This is a genomic window from Klebsiella sp. Shm-1 (assembly GCF_040804525.1).
Lineage (GTDB): Bacteria > Pseudomonadota > Gammaproteobacteria > Enterobacterales > Enterobacteriaceae > Klebsiella > Klebsiella pneumoniae.
The window spans coordinates 2,038,982-2,053,022 of sequence record NZ_CP161823.1; the positions used below are offsets into that span (position 1 = coordinate 2,038,982).

16 protein-coding genes and 1 other annotated feature are annotated in these 14,041 nt (G+C 55.0%); of the genes, 11 read left to right on the forward strand and 5 right to left on the reverse strand.

Annotated features, from left to right (window positions below; genetic code table 11):
- Window positions 1-79 precede the first annotated feature (79 nt).
- Entirely contained in the window at window positions 80-817 is a 738-nt protein-coding gene (gene tonB / locus AB1E37_RS09895) for a TonB system transport protein TonB (RefSeq protein ID WP_004891169.1), read from the forward strand.
- 43 nt (window positions 818-860) lie between these two features.
- Here the strand turns inward: tonB and AB1E37_RS09900 are convergent, their stop codons facing one another.
- The 3 genes from AB1E37_RS09900 to pfkB all read right to left on the reverse strand — a co-directional run bounded on the left by AB1E37_RS09900 (window position 861) and on the right by pfkB (window position 3,151).
- The gene (locus AB1E37_RS09900) at window positions 861-1,733 is read right to left on the reverse strand and encodes a fructosamine kinase family protein (RefSeq protein ID WP_002910036.1); all 873 of its coding nucleotides are present in this window, start codon (window positions 1,731-1,733) and stop codon (window positions 861-863) included.
- Window positions 1,734-1,839: 106 nt separating this feature from the next.
- Entirely contained in the window at window positions 1,840-2,124 is a 285-nt protein-coding gene (gene ghoS / locus AB1E37_RS09905; protein WP_002910033.1) for a type V toxin-antitoxin system endoribonuclease antitoxin GhoS, read from the reverse strand.
- 94 nt (window positions 2,125-2,218) lie between these two features.
- Window positions 2,219-3,151, reverse strand: coding sequence for a 6-phosphofructokinase II (gene pfkB / locus AB1E37_RS09910; RefSeq protein WP_004145382.1), 933 nt, complete (start codon window positions 3,149-3,151; stop codon window positions 2,219-2,221).
- Between the two features lie 356 nt (window positions 3,152-3,507).
- On the opposite strand from pfkB, the gene AB1E37_RS09915 reads away from it, so the two are divergent.
- The 10 genes from AB1E37_RS09915 (at window position 3,508) to ihfA (ending at window position 12,371) form a co-directional block, all read left to right on the forward strand.
- Window positions 3,508-4,266, forward strand: a complete 759-nt coding sequence (locus tag AB1E37_RS09915; RefSeq protein WP_002910030.1) for a YdiY family protein — start codon at window positions 3,508-3,510, stop codon at window positions 4,264-4,266.
- A gap of 271 nt (window positions 4,267-4,537) precedes the next feature.
- Window positions 4,538-4,771, forward strand: coding sequence for a hypothetical protein (locus tag AB1E37_RS09920; RefSeq protein WP_015958606.1), 234 nt, complete (start codon window positions 4,538-4,540; stop codon window positions 4,769-4,771).
- Window positions 4,772-5,202: 431 nt separating this feature from the next.
- A complete protein-coding gene (gene thrS / locus AB1E37_RS09925) occupies window positions 5,203-7,131 on the forward strand; it encodes a threonine--tRNA ligase (RefSeq protein ID WP_002910026.1) in 1,929 nt (642 codons plus the stop codon).
- Window positions 7,132-7,134: 3 nt separating this feature from the next.
- Window positions 7,135-7,677 carry a translation initiation factor IF-3 gene (gene infC, locus AB1E37_RS09930; RefSeq protein WP_004189469.1) on the forward strand — a complete coding sequence of 181 codons (543 nt, stop codon included), beginning with the start codon at window positions 7,135-7,137 and terminating at the stop codon, window positions 7,675-7,677.
- 92 nt (window positions 7,678-7,769) lie between these two features.
- Window positions 7,770-7,967, forward strand: coding sequence for a 50S ribosomal protein L35 (rpmI, locus tag AB1E37_RS09935; protein ID WP_001124225.1), 198 nt, complete (start codon window positions 7,770-7,772; stop codon window positions 7,965-7,967).
- 50 nt (window positions 7,968-8,017) lie between these two features.
- Window positions 8,018-8,374, forward strand: a complete 357-nt coding sequence (rplT, locus tag AB1E37_RS09940; protein ID WP_000124850.1) for a 50S ribosomal protein L20 — start codon at window positions 8,018-8,020, stop codon at window positions 8,372-8,374.
- Window positions 8,375-8,492: 118 nt separating this feature from the next.
- Window positions 8,493-8,617: a sequence feature (Phe leader region), on the forward strand.
- Window positions 8,498-8,542, forward strand: a complete 45-nt coding sequence (pheM, locus tag AB1E37_RS09945) for a pheST operon leader peptide PheM (RefSeq protein WP_001386830.1) — start codon at window positions 8,498-8,500, stop codon at window positions 8,540-8,542. It overlaps the preceding feature by 45 nt.
- 63 nt (window positions 8,618-8,680) lie before the next feature.
- On the forward strand, window positions 8,681-9,664 hold the full coding sequence (pheS, locus tag AB1E37_RS09950) for a phenylalanine--tRNA ligase subunit alpha (protein WP_004184569.1): 984 nt from the start codon (window positions 8,681-8,683) through the stop codon (window positions 9,662-9,664).
- A 15-nt stretch (window positions 9,665-9,679) separates the two neighbouring features.
- A complete protein-coding gene (pheT, locus tag AB1E37_RS09955; protein WP_002909101.1) occupies window positions 9,680-12,067 on the forward strand; it encodes a phenylalanine--tRNA ligase subunit beta in 2,388 nt (795 codons plus the stop codon).
- A gap of 4 nt (window positions 12,068-12,071) precedes the next feature.
- Window positions 12,072-12,371 (forward strand): integration host factor subunit alpha, encoded by a 300-nt coding sequence (gene ihfA / locus AB1E37_RS09960; RefSeq protein ID WP_002909098.1) that lies wholly within the window; start codon window positions 12,072-12,074, stop codon window positions 12,369-12,371.
- A 52-nt stretch (window positions 12,372-12,423) separates the two neighbouring features.
- Here ihfA and AB1E37_RS09965 read toward each other — a convergent pair whose 3' ends face one another.
- A complete protein-coding gene (locus AB1E37_RS09965) occupies window positions 12,424-12,777 on the reverse strand; it encodes a RidA family protein (protein ID WP_002909094.1) in 354 nt (117 codons plus the stop codon).
- Window positions 12,774-14,027, reverse strand: a complete 1,254-nt coding sequence (locus AB1E37_RS09970; protein ID WP_029884135.1) for a D-amino acid dehydrogenase — start codon at window positions 14,025-14,027, stop codon at window positions 12,774-12,776. The genes AB1E37_RS09965 and AB1E37_RS09970 overlap by 4 nt, the downstream gene beginning before the upstream one ends.
- Between the last annotated feature and the right edge of the window lie 14 nt (window positions 14,028-14,041).

Genomic DNA, 14,041 nt, shown 5'->3' on the forward strand with positions numbered 1-14,041 from the left:
TCGACGTAAATGATTATCAATTAGCAAAGAACCTTGAAAAACTATGGCTTATGCTACCTCGCCGAATAGCTCAAATACAATGACCCTTGATTTACCTCGCCGCTTTCCGTGGCCAACGCTGCTGTCCGTGGCTATCCACGGTGCCGTTGTGGCGGGGCTGCTTTATACCTCGGTACATCAGGTTATTGAACAGCCTTCTCCGACGCAGCCGATAGAGATCACAATGGTGGCGCCGGCCGATCTTGAGCCGCCTCCGGCGGCGCAGCCTGTCGTGGAGCCCGTTGTTGAACCCGAACCTGAGCCGGAGCCAGAGGTAGTGCCTGAACCGCCGAAAGAGGCGCCGGTGGTGATCCATAAACCGGAACCTAAGCCGAAGCCCAAACCTAAACCCAAGCCTAAGCCGGAGAAAAAGGTTGAACAGCCGAAGCGGGAAGTGAAGCCGGCTGCAGAGCCGCGTCCGGCCTCGCCGTTTGAAAACAACAATACGGCGCCGGCGCGTACAGCGCCAAGCACCTCGACAGCAGCGGCTAAACCCACCGTTACTGCTCCAAGCGGCCCGCGGGCGATCAGCCGCGTTCAGCCGTCCTATCCGGCGCGCGCTCAGGCGCTGCGCATAGAAGGTACGGTACGGGTGAAGTTTGACGTTTCGCCTGATGGCCGCATTGATAATCTGCAGATCCTCTCTGCTCAGCCGGCGAATATGTTCGAACGCGAGGTGAAAAGCGCGATGCGCAGATGGCGTTATCAGCAGGGAAGACCGGGTACCGGCGTAACGATGACCATCAAATTCCGCCTGAACGGCGTCGAGATTAACTGATAAAACGCTGCGGCGGACCGGCAAGGTCCGCCGTGAAGCTTGTTTAACGCATTTTCTCCATCAATACATCATCCAGCGCCTGCTGGGCCGTTACCAGGTGCTGGCCGCCAAACAAAATCGCTCTGTTCAGCAGAGTATAAAGCTGATAAATCGGCTGACGATCGAGAAAACCCGACGGCAGAGGCGAAACGGACTGATAGCCGTCATAGATTTGCGGGGGCTGTTCCGGATGCATCGGCAGCATGGCTAAATCGCACTCGCGGTCGCCCCAGTAGCAGGCGGGATCGAATATATAGGGGCCATCCGGCCCTAAGGCGCAGTTGCCGGACCACAGATCCCCGTGCAGCAGCGAAGGCTGCGGCTGATGGTTGGCCAGTCGCTGCTGTACCATATCGACTAAGGTATCGATATCGCCAAAGTGCAATCCCTTCTCCGCCGCGAGCTCCAGCTGCCAGCCGATACGCTGCTCGGCAAAAAAAACCGACCAGCGACGCTGCCAGGCGTTGGGCTGCGGCGTGGTGGAAAGATCGTTATCAAAATCCAGACCGAACTGCGGCTGATCGCTCCACTGATGGAGGTGGGCTAGCTGCTGGCCAAGCAGAAACGCATTGTGCGCATCCAGCGGACGGGGAGGGAGGTACTCCATGACCACGAAGCTATAGTCGCGATCGCTGCCGACGGCAAAGACCTGCGGTACGCGAACGGTTTTGCTTCGCGACAGCAGCTCCAGCTGATCGGACTCGGCGGTGAAGATAGGCAGAAGTTCCCGTTCGTCGCATTTCACGAAGTAATCTTTCCCGCCGAAGCGTAAATGCCAGGCGGAATGGATCTCTCCACCGGGCAGCTCGGTTTTCAGTTCGATTTCAGCGTCTTCGGTATGCCAATCGCGTAAAAGAGTACTGATTGCTTGCCACATGCTGTCTCTCCCCATGTTTTCCACCATATCATAAGGTTAGCGCATTACTACCGGGTAAACCTGGAACTGACGCACAACTGACGCTTTCCGTTGCGCTAAAACGCACTTATTGAGCTTTTAACCACTCGGCGAATGTGGCCACAGCGATTTCCGCCGGGCGGCCAAGGGCCGCTTCCGCCAGGCCAGCGCTGAGGGCCTTAACTTCCTCGGCCGTCTGGCCGCTCAGCAGGCCGAAGGTGTTGGTACCCAGCTCATGGGGCGTGCCCTCTTCATCATTGAGCGTCAGTACAAACCCGGCACGGGTAAAATGGTTGCTTACCTCATTGATCTCCGTCAGCGCCTGTTCATGGAAGGTCACGCTGACGACCCAGGCGGTAATCTCATTGCTCATCTCTACACCCCGTTGTTATGCATGGCCTTTCCAGCATAGACCATCCTGCTTATATTGTGATTCCCCTCCGCCTGCGCGGAGGGGGCCGGGAAGATCAACGCCCGCAGAGATAATCATAGATTTTTTGCGTATTGGCCCGCGAGCAGAGGCGGGTGCCCTGGTTGATGGTCGCGGCGCTACCGGCGGCGACGCCAAAGCGAACCATGTCTTCAAGGCTGGCGTTTTCCGCCAGACGCAAGGTCATGGCGCCCACCATGCTGTCGCCAGCCCCGACGGTGCTCTGGCTTTTCATCGGTGGCGGCACAACCTGAACGCTGCCGCTGGCGTCCACGCCTAACGCCCCCTGCGGACCCAGGGAGACCACCACCCGGCGCACTTTACCGGACTGGATCAACGACTGAGCGGCAAGGCGCACGTCATCGGGTTGGCTGAGATCGCGCTGCACGAGGGCGCTAAGCTCTTTCTGGTTCGGTTTCACCAGCTCAATATTGCCGACGTCCAGCGCGGCGGCCAGCGCATCGCCGGAACTGTCAATGATGCAGCGCAGTCCCTGCTGTTGCGCATTTTTCACCAGCTGCATCAGGTTATCGACGCTAATACCTGGCGGCAGGCTGCCGCTGACCACCAGCAGAGAGCCGGGTTCGATAGTCAGAACCTTCTCTTCCAGACGGCGGAATTCATCGTCCGTCAGTGCCGCGCCGGGCATAACGAAGCGATACTGTTCGCCGCTGGCGGCCACGTGGACGTGCAGGTTTTGCCGCGTCCAGTCGCGGGTTTCGACTGTCTCGACCGGCACCTGCTCATCGGCCAGCAGGGCGGCAAGATGCTCGCCGGTAGCGCCACCGACCGGGAAAATGGCGGTGGCTTTGCCGCCGAGAAAGGTCACGGCGCGGGCCACATTGATCCCGCCGCCGCCAGGTTCAAATACCGGCGCGCTGCAGCGAAGTTTGCCTTCCGGGTAGATCTGTGGGGTTTGCGTGGCGCTATCCAGCGAGGGGGCCAGCGTGAGCGTGTAAATTTTGGTCATTCCTTCTCCTCCTTAATACGGCGACTGTCGTTAATTTAAGCATGGCACGATGACTCGGGGAGGGAAAGTCCAGTTCCTGACAGTTTTGCAAAGATGCCTCTATTTTCATTATGAAATAAAGATTGTTTCCGGAGCTGTCTTATTCAAAAAACGAAAGAGTAAGTGATTGCTATGTTATTCGTGCTTTTTTATAATTTGCTACCTTTCTTAGGACCTGCACTCCGCGATCCTCGCGAAAGTTTCCGGGACCCTCAGGTCTCTTTTATGTTGTACGGACGCTAAATTCAATGAGCCGGCGAGATTATGCCTGTTCATCATTTGTACTGTCCTAAAAAAATGTATTTTAGAGAGTTATAATGAAGCTTTTAAAGACAGTACCCGCAGCGGTTATGCTGGCGGGGGGGCTTTTTGCGTCTGTTGGCGCAATGGCCGATGATTCTGTATTTACCGTCATGGATGACCCTTCCGCTGCCAAAAAACCGTTCGAAGGGGTGGTTAACGCAGGCTACCTGGCGCAGTCCGGCAACACCAAGAGCTCTTCGATGACGGCGGATTCCACCCTGACCTGGTATGGTAATACCACCGCCTGGTCGCTGTGGGGCAACGCCAGCAACACGTCGTCCAATGATGAGCGATCCTCAGAAAAATATGCTGTCGGCGGACGTAGCCGCTACAACCTGACCGATATGAACTATGTTTTTGGTCAGGGTAGCTGGCTAACTGACCGCTACAACGGCTATCAACAGCGCGATGTTGTGACGGCGGGCTATGGTCGTCAGATCCTCAACGGGCCGGTGCACAGTCTGCGGTTTGAATTCGGTCCTGGCGTTCGCTATGACGAATATACCGACGGGGATACTGATACCCAACCGCTGGGTTATGCTTCGGGTACATGGGCCTGGCAGATGACCGATAACGCCAAATTTTCGCAAGGGGTATCGGTGTTCGGCGCCGAGGACACCACGGTCAACTCAGAGAGCGCGTTAAACGTGGCGATTAACGCCCATTTCGCCCTGAAGGTCGCCTACAACGTGACCTGGAACTCTGAGCCGCCTGCGTCCGCGCCGGAGCATACCGATCGCCGGACCTCGCTCTCCCTCGGGTATAAGATGTAATATTTCAGGCCGGGTTTTCCCCGGCCTGTTCGTTTTGGTTTTAGCAATTAGTGATATTATTTTTTCTGGCCGTTCGTTTTACTTTTTGTAAAAAGGAAATAGCCCTCCATTTTTTCTCCATTATTCACGAGCGCCTGACAAATATTCATTCTATTTGACACAAATAGCTAAATATTCGACGGACAAATATGTGATCTGGATCTATACTAACAAGCACTGACCGGAGGGCGACATTGCCCGGTCTGATTTCCGTAATAAGAGAATTAACATCATGAAAAACAATCGTTATACCATCGCAGCCCTGGCGCTGTGCGTGCTTTCTTTTGGCGCATCAGCCGCCACGCCCGTTCCGCCATCGGGTCATCAGGATCATACCCAGGTAGGTATCGCCAAAGCCACTGACGTTGAGGCTGGTTCGAATATTGCGCCCGGCGCCCCTACCACCGGAAAATCCATGAACGACGCCTTTAATGTGCATACGCTGATGGCCGGCGAGTGGTCTTAATATTGCAGGCTATCGTTTCGCGAGCGGTCTAATAAGCCGGGTTAAGTGGTACCGGTTTAATGGCCCGCGGTATACATTCAGCAGGTAATATCTCTACCTCTCTTTTATCATGTCCGAATAATATCGTCCGGCGCCATTGGCCAATATTACCGCGCCACATCGCTTATATTCTGCTTTTTATCCGTGGCCCTCTTGTTTTCTCCGCATTCCGCCATCATTTATGCTGTCGCGGCTTTAATCACGTACCAATGATGTGTAAACTACTCCCCGGTGTTATCAGCAGGCGGCTGCAGGGGGGAGCGATCGTTCCGGTCGTGCTCCTATTTTCGCAGAGTGAAGCGGGAACTGCGCCTTAACCTGATGATAATTATGATTATATAGTTTTGTATGTGCTCTTTCGTGCGGGGCACCACTGCAAATAAGGACATAAAATGCCTGTAATTACGCTTCCTGATGGCAGCCAACGCCATTTTGACCACGCAGTTAGTCCGATGGATGTCGCGCTGGATATCGGTCCAGGCCTGGCGAAAGCCACCATTGCCGGGCGGGTAAACGGTGAACTGGTAGACGCCTGTGACCCGATCGAATCCGATTCCACTCTCTCTATCATCACCGCGAAAGATGAAGAAGGGCTGGAGATCATTCGTCACTCCTGCGCGCACCTGTTAGGCCATGCCATCAAACAGCTATGGCCCAACACCAAAATGGCTATCGGTCCGGTTGTCGATAATGGTTTCTACTATGACGTAGACCTCGACCACACCCTGACCCAGGAAGATATCGACGCGCTCGAAAAACGTATGCATGAGCTCGCCGAGAAAAACTACGACGTTATCAAGAAGAAAGTGAGCTGGCATGAAGCGCGTGAAACCTTCGTGAAACGCGGCGAAAGCTATAAAGTTTCTATTCTTGATGAAAACATTGCCCATGATGACAAGCCTGGCCTGTATCATCATGAAGAATATATCGATATGTGCCGCGGTCCGCACGTACCGAACATGCGCTTCTGCCATCACTTTAAGCTGATGAAAACCGCCGGAGCCTACTGGCGCGGCGACAGCAACAATAAAATGTTGCAGCGTATCTACGGCACCGCGTGGGCAGATAAAAAAGCGCTGAATGCCTACCTGCAGCGTCTGGAAGAAGCCGCCAAGCGTGACCACCGTAAAATCGGTAAGCAGCTCGACCTGTATCACATGCAGGAAGAGGCGCCGGGGATGGTGTTCTGGCACAATGACGGCTGGACCATCTTCCGTGAACTGGAAACGTTTGTTCGTTCTAAACTGAAAGAGTACCAGTATCAGGAAGTAAAAGGTCCGTTCATGATGGACCGTGTGCTGTGGGAAAAAACCGGCCACTGGGACAACTACAAAGATGCGATGTTCACCACCTCTTCTGAGAACCGTGAATACTGTATCAAGCCGATGAACTGCCCGGGTCACGTGCAGATCTTCAACCAGGGGCTGAAATCCTACCGCGACCTGCCGCTGCGTATGGCGGAATTCGGTAGCTGCCACCGTAACGAACCGTCTGGCGCGCTGCATGGTCTGATGCGCGTGCGCGGCTTTACCCAGGATGATGCGCATATCTTCTGTACTGAAGATCAGGTTCGCGATGAAGTGAACGCCTGTATTCGTATGGTCTACGATATGTATAGCACCTTTGGCTTCGAGAAGATCGTCGTCAAACTGTCGACTCGCCCGGAAAAACGTATCGGTAGCGACGAGACCTGGGATCGCGCGGAAGCGGATCTGGCGGTGGCGCTGGAAGAAAATAACATCCCATTTGAATATCAACTGGGTGAAGGGGCGTTCTACGGCCCGAAAATTGAATTTACCCTGTATGACTGCCTCGATCGTGCATGGCAGTGCGGTACCGTACAGCTGGACTTCTCTCTGCCGCAGCGTTTAAGCGCCTCCTATGTGGGCGAAAACAACGAGCGTCAGGTGCCGGTCATGATTCACCGTGCGATTCTCGGTTCTCTGGAGCGCTTCATTGGCATCCTGACCGAAGAGTTCGCAGGCTTCTTCCCAACCTGGATTGCACCAGTGCAGGTAGTGGTCATGAATATTACCGATTCTCAGGCTGAATACGTTAACGAATTGACGCGTAAACTACAAAATGCGGGCATTCGTGTAAAAGCAGACTTGAGAAATGAGAAGATTGGCTTTAAAATCCGCGAGCACACTTTACGTCGTGTCCCGTATATGTTGGTCTGTGGCGACAAAGAAGTCGAAGCCGGCAAAGTGGCCGTGCGCACCCGTCGCGGGAAAGACCTCGGCAGCATGGACGTAAATGAAGTGATCGAGAAGCTGCAACAAGAGATTCGCAGCCGCAGTCTTCAACAACTGGAGGAATAAGGTATTAAAGGCGGAAAACGAGTTCAAACGGCACGTCCGAATCGTATTAATGGCGAGATTCGCGCCCAGGAAGTTCGCTTAACAGGTCTGGAAGGTGAGCAGCTGGGAATTGTGAGTCTGAGAGAAGCTATCGAAAAGGCTGAAGAGGCTGGAGTAGATTTAGTTGAAATCAGCCCTAACGCCGAGCCGCCAGTTTGTCGTATCATGGACTACGGCAAGTTCCTTTATGAAAAGAGTAAGTCTTCTAAGGAACAGAAGAAGAAGCAGAAAGTTATCCAGGTTAAGGAAATTAAATTCCGCCCTGGTACTGATGAAGGTGACTATCAGGTAAAACTCCGCAGCCTGATTCGCTTTCTCGAAGATGGCGATAAGGCCAAGATCACGCTGCGTTTCCGCGGTCGTGAGATGGCCCACCAGCAGATCGGTATGGAAGTGCTTAACCGCGTGAAAGACGATCTGGTTGAACTGGCAGTAGTCGAATCCTTCCCAACGAAGATCGAAGGCCGCCAGATGATCATGGTGCTCGCTCCTAAGAAGAAACAGTAAGGCCATCAAGAAACATTTCCGGTGGGCTTCGGCTCACTGGTTTTGTTCGCCTTTGTTTCGTTTATTAACAATGCGAAGTGGAAGTTATTAAAATGCCAAAAATTAAGACCGTACGCGGTGCTGCTAAGCGCTTCAAAAAAACCGGTAAAGGTGGTTTTAAGCACAAGCACGCTAACCTGCGTCACATTCTGACTAAAAAAGCTACCAAGCGTAAACGTCACCTGCGTCCGAAAGCCATGGTTTCCAAAGGCGATCTGGGCCTGGTTATCGCGTGCCTGCCGTACGCATAAGTCGTTAACGTTTAACTTTTTTAACTTAGAATAGATACAGGAGAGCACACATGGCTCGCGTAAAACGTGGTGTAATTGCACGTGCACGTCACAAGAAAATTTTGAAACAAGCTAAAGGCTACTACGGTGCGCGTTCTCGCGTATACCGCGTTGCCTTCCAGGCTGTTATCAAAGCTGGTCAGTACGCTTACCGTGACCGTCGTCAACGTAAACGTCAGTTCCGTCAACTGTGGATTGCACGTATCAACGCAGCAGCACGTCAGAACGGTATTTCTTACAGCAAATTCATCAATGGCCTGAAAAAAGCCTCTGTTGAAATCGACCGTAAGATCCTGGCTGACATCGCTGTATTCGACAAAGTAGCGTTCACCGCTCTGGTCGAAAAAGCGAAAGCAGCTCTGGCATAAGCCAGTTGAAAGAGGGAGCTTGTCTCCCTCTTTTCGTTTCAACACCATCAATACATTGACTTTTATCGGCGCAGGCTTTTCAATACAGCTCTGACGTTTCTTACCAGACAAGGTAATGCAAGCATGAATGCTGCTATTTTCCGCTTCTTTTTTTACTTTAGCACCTGAACTCAGGGGGCTTGCGCGTGAAAGAAGAAACGGAAAACAGCGCCAGAAAGCCTCCCCTGTGGAGGCTTTTTTCGTATATGGATTCGGAATATTAATTTCACTATAACCGGTGTCTGCACCGACATAATGAGGAAAACCATGTCACATCTCGCAGAGCTGGTTGCCAGTGCCAAGGCAGCCATTAACGAGGCATCAGATGTTGCTGCGCTGGACAACGTCCGCGTGGAATACCTGGGTAAAAAAGGGCATCTGACCCTGCAAATGACCACCCTGCGTGAGCTGCCGCCGGAAGAGCGTCCGGCAGCCGGTGCGGTCATCAACGAGGCGAAAGAGCAGGTGCAGCAGGCGCTGAACGCGCGTAAAGCTGAACTGGAAGGCGCAGCGCTGAATGCGCGTCTGGCCGCAGAGACCATTGACGTCTCGCTGCCGGGTCGCCGCATTGAAAACGGCGGCCTGCATCCGGTTACTCGCACCATCGACCGTATTGAAAGTTTCTTCGGTGAGCTCGGCTTTACCGTGGCGACGGGCCCGGAAATCGAAGACGATTACCACAACTTCGATGCGCTGAATATTCCGGGTCACCATCCGGCGCGCGCTGACCACGACACTTTCTGGTTCGATGCCACTCGCCTGCTGCGTACGCAGACCTCCGGCGTGCAGATCCGCACCATGGAAAAGCAGCAGCCGCCTATCCGTATTATCGCGCCGGGCCGCGTCTATCGTAACGACTACGATCAGACCCACACCCCGATGTTCCATCAGATGGAAGGTTTGATCGTTGATAAAAATATCAGCTTCACCAACCTGAAAGGGACGCTGCACGACTTCCTGAACAACTTCTTTGAAGAAGATCTGCAGGTCCGTTTCCGTCCGTCCTACTTCCCGTTCACCGAACCGTCTGCGGAAGTTGACGTGATGGGTAAAAACGGCAAATGGCTGGAAGTGCTGGGCTGCGGGATGGTGCACCCGAACGTGCTGCGTAACGTGGGTATCGATCCGGAAGTCTACTCCGGCTTCGCCTTCGGCATGGGCATGGAGCGTCTGACCATGCTGCGCTATGGCGTCACCGATCTGCGCGCGTTCTTCGAAAACGATCTGCGTTTCCTCAAACAGTTTAAATAAGGGCAGGACAGAACAATGAAATTCAGTGAACTGTGGTTACGCGAATGGGTTAACCCGGCGATCGACAGCGAAGCGCTTTCCGATCAGATCACCATGGCGGGCCTCGAAGTAGATGGCGTTGAGCCGGTCGCCGGCAGCTTCAACGGCGTCGTAGTCGGGGAAGTGGTGGAGTGCGGTCAGCACCCGAACGCCGACAAACTGCGCGTCACCAAAGTCAACGTCGGCGGCGAACGCCTGCTGGACATCGTCTGCGGCGCACCAAACTGCCGTCAGGGGCTAAAGGTCGCGGTAGCCACCATCGGCGCCGTGCTGCCGGGCGATTTCAAAATCAAGGCCGCGAAGCTGCGCGGCGAGCCGTCTGAGGGGATGCTGTGCTCCTTCTCCGAGCTGGGTATTTCCGACGACCATAGCGGTATCATCGAGCTGCCGGCAGATGCGCCCATCGGCACCGATATTCGCGAATACCTCAAGCTTGACGATAACACCATCGAAATCAGCGTCACGCCAAACCGCGCCGACTGCCTGGGCATCATTGGCGTGGCGCGCGATGTCGCTGTCCTGAACAAAGCGCCGCTGAACGCGCCGGAAATCACGCCGGTTGCCGCGACGATTGACGACGTGCTGCCGATTCAGGTTGACGCGCCGCAGGCTTGCCCGCGCTATCTGGGGCGCGTGGTGAAAGGTATCAACGTCAAAGCGCCGACGCCGCTGTGGATGAAAGAGAAGCTGCGCCGCTGCGGGATCCGCTCCATCGACGCGGTGGTTGACGTGACCAACTATGTGCTGCTTGAGCTGGGCCAGCCGATGCACGCCTTTGACCGCGACCGTATTGAAGGCGGGATCGTGGTGCGCATGGCGAAAGAAGGGGAAACCCTGGTCCTGCTCGATGGCTCTGAAGCAAAGCTCGACAGCGACACGCTGGTCATTGCAGACCATAACAAAGCGCTGGCGATGGGGGGGATCTTCGGCGGGGAACACTCCGGCGTTAACGACGAAACCCAAAACGTGCTGCTGGAATGCGCGTTCTTCAGCCCGCTGTCCATTACCGGCCGCGCGCGCCGTCATGGCCTGCACACCGATGCCTCTCACCGCTATGAGCGCGGCGTCGATCCGGCCCTGCAGTATAAAGCGCTGGAGCGTGCCACCCGTCTGCTGATCGACCTCTGCGGCGGTGAAGCCGGCCCGGTCATTGACGTTACCAGCAAAGAGAATCTACCAACACGCGCCACCATTACGCTGCGTCGCAGCAAGCTGGATCGCCTGATTGGCCACCATATCGCTGACGCGCAGGTCACCGACATTCTGCAGCGCCTCGGCTGCGAAGTGACGGTTGGCGAGGGCGAATGGCAGGCGGTTGCGCCGAGCTGGCGTTTCGACATGGAGATCGAAGAAGATCTGGTTGAAGAAGTGGCTCGCGTTTACGGCTACAACAACATTCCTGACGAGCCGGTGCAGGCGGGTCTGATCATGGGAACCCACCGCGAAGCGGACCTGTCGCTGAAGCGCGTGAAAACGCTGCTGAACGACAAAGGCTATCAGGAAGTGATCACCTACAGCTTCGTCGACCCGAAAGTCCAGCAGCTGATCCACGCCGGGGAAGAGGCGCTGATCCTGCCAAGCCCGATCTCCAGCGAAATGTCGGCGATGCGCCTGTCGCTGTGGACCGGCCTGCTGGGCACCGTGGTCTACAACCAGAACCGTCAGCAGAGCCGGGTGCGCATCTTTGAGAGCGGCCTGCGCTTTGTGCCGGACACCAATGCGCCGCTGGGCATTCGTCAGGATGTGATGCTGGCCGGGGCGATCTGCGGCAACCGCTACGAAGAGCACTGGACACTGGCGAAAGAGACGGTCGATTTCTATGATCTGAAAGGCGATCTGGAAGCCGTTCTGGATTTAACCGGAAAATTAGCGGATATCGAATTCCGTGCTGAAGCGACCACCGCGCTGCATCCGGGACAATCCGCAGCGATTTATCTTAAAGGTGAACGCATTGGTTTCATTGGGGTTGTTCATCCTGAGCTGGAACGTAAACTGGATCTGAACGGTCGCACTCTGGTGTTCGAACTGGAGTGGAACAAGCTCGCAGACCGCGTGGTGCCTCAGGCGCGCGATATTTCCCGCTTCCCGGCGAACCGTCGCGACATCGCAGTGCTGGTCGCGGAAAACGTGGCTGCCGCCGATGTTTTAGCCGAATGTAAGAAAGTTGGCGTAAATCAGGTAGTTGGCGTAAACTTATTTGACGTGTACCGTGGTAAGGGTGTGGCGGAAGGGTATAAGAGCCTTGCGATTAGCCTGATCCTGCAGGATACCAGCCGTACACTCGAAGAAGAGGAGATTGCCGCTACCGTTGCCAGATGTGTAGAGGCATTAAAAGAGCGATTCCAGGCATCATTGAGGGATTGAACCTATGGCGCTTACAAAAGCTGAAATGTCAGAATATCTGTTTGATAAGCTTGGGCTTAGCAAGCGGGATGCCAAAGAACTGGTCGAGTTGTTTTTCGAAGAGATCCGTCGTGCTCTGGAAAACGGAGAACAGGTCAAACTCTCCGGGTTCGGCAACTTCGATTTGCGGGATAAAAACCAACGCCCGGGACGTAACCCGAAGACGGGGGAGGATATTCCCATTACAGCCCGGCGCGTGGTGACCTTCAGACCCGGTCAGAAGCTGAAAAGCCGTGTCGAAAACGCGTCGCCGAAAGACAAATAATCTGCACTAATTAAAAAGGCCGCATTGCGGCCTTTTTCTTTTCTGTCCATCTTTACGCTTTGACGGCGGTGAGCATGATCTCCACCAGGATTTCTGGTCGCGCCATCTCCGCCTGCACGGCCGCTCGCGCCGGGCTATAGCCTTCCGGCATCCATTGCACCCACACCTCATTGAATGCGGCAAAGTCACGCTCGATATTTTTCAACCAGATCTGCGCGGAGAGAATGTGCTGCTTATCGCTCCCGGCTGCGGCCAGCAGCGCGTCGATCTTCTCCAGTACTTCACGGGTTTGTAAAACGATATCGTCTTCATTGCTTTTTGGCGTCTGCCCGGAGAGGAACAGCAGATCGCCATACGCAACGCTGGCGGCAAGACGAGGTTGTGGATTATTGCGAATAATTGTCATGCGGTTTGTTTCCATGTGAGACCTTCTAAAGAAATGTCTGGCATCTGATTGTCGATTAACGCGCCCAGCACCACCGCGCTGCCGGCGGCGAGAGTAAAGCCGAGGCTACCCTGGCCGAGGTTCATCCACAGGTTGGGGTAGCCGGCGCGCCCCAGCATCGGCGGGCCGGCTGGCGTTGACGGGCGCATGCCGGTCCAGACTTCGGCCTCGTCCAGCCCCTCCAGTTCAGGAAAGCTGCGGGCGACGATGTTTTTCAGCGCCTGAATGCGGCTTTCGCGCAGTTCGTCGCCGTCGTAGCCGATGTCCACCATCGCCGCGATACGCAGCTGTTGGCCAAGGCGGGCATAAACGATTTTGTGCCCGTAGTCGGTGACGCTGATGTCAGGGGCAATACCTGCTTTTTCAGGATAGGGCAGGGTCAGGCTGTACCCCTTCAGGGCGCACAGCGGCACGCGAACCCCCAGATGCCCAAGCAGAGAACCACTGCCGTTACCGGCGGCGACGACATACTCATCGCCGGTGAGGGGCCCCTGACTGGTCTCCAGGCTGCTGATGCGTCCCCCGCGCTTATGGAGTCGCCGCACCTCACACTGGGTCAGCAGGCTAAAGTCGCTGCTGGCATTGAGCTTGTCGAGCAGGGCAAGGCAGAACTGATGACAATCTGCCGTTTCATCGCCTGGCGAATAGATTCCGCCCTGCAGAGAAGGACTAATATGTTTGAGCGCCGGCTCCAGCTGCAGGCAGGCTTCAGCATTCAGCGCCTGCTGATACTGAGGATCAATCCCTTTTGCTGCTTTATTAAAATCATATTCGCGACGATGGATAATTAATTTTCCGCTGCGCTGCCAGTGGAAATCGGCAAGATTATCCTCATCCCGCCACGCCTGCATGACCTGACGGCTGAGCAGCGACAGGCGTAAAATATGGTCGCCATTCATTTTATTGGTCTGGTTATTACAGGCGCGCAGAAACTGCAGCAGCCAGCGCCACTGCTGGAGAGACATCCTGAGACGCATATTCAGCGGCGAATCGGCTTTGCCCATCCATTTCATTCCCTGCAGGGGAACGCCGCTGTCGGCAAGGGGGGCGACGTAGCGGTAACTTAATTGTCCGCCGTTGGCAAAACTGGTGGCGCTGCCCGGTTCGGCATTGCGCTCCAGTAATTGCACCTGATGGCCGCGCTTGATCAGTTCCCAGGCCGTGGCCAGACCGACCACGCCGCCGCCGATAATGACAATGCGTTTGTTCATAACCCGATATATCC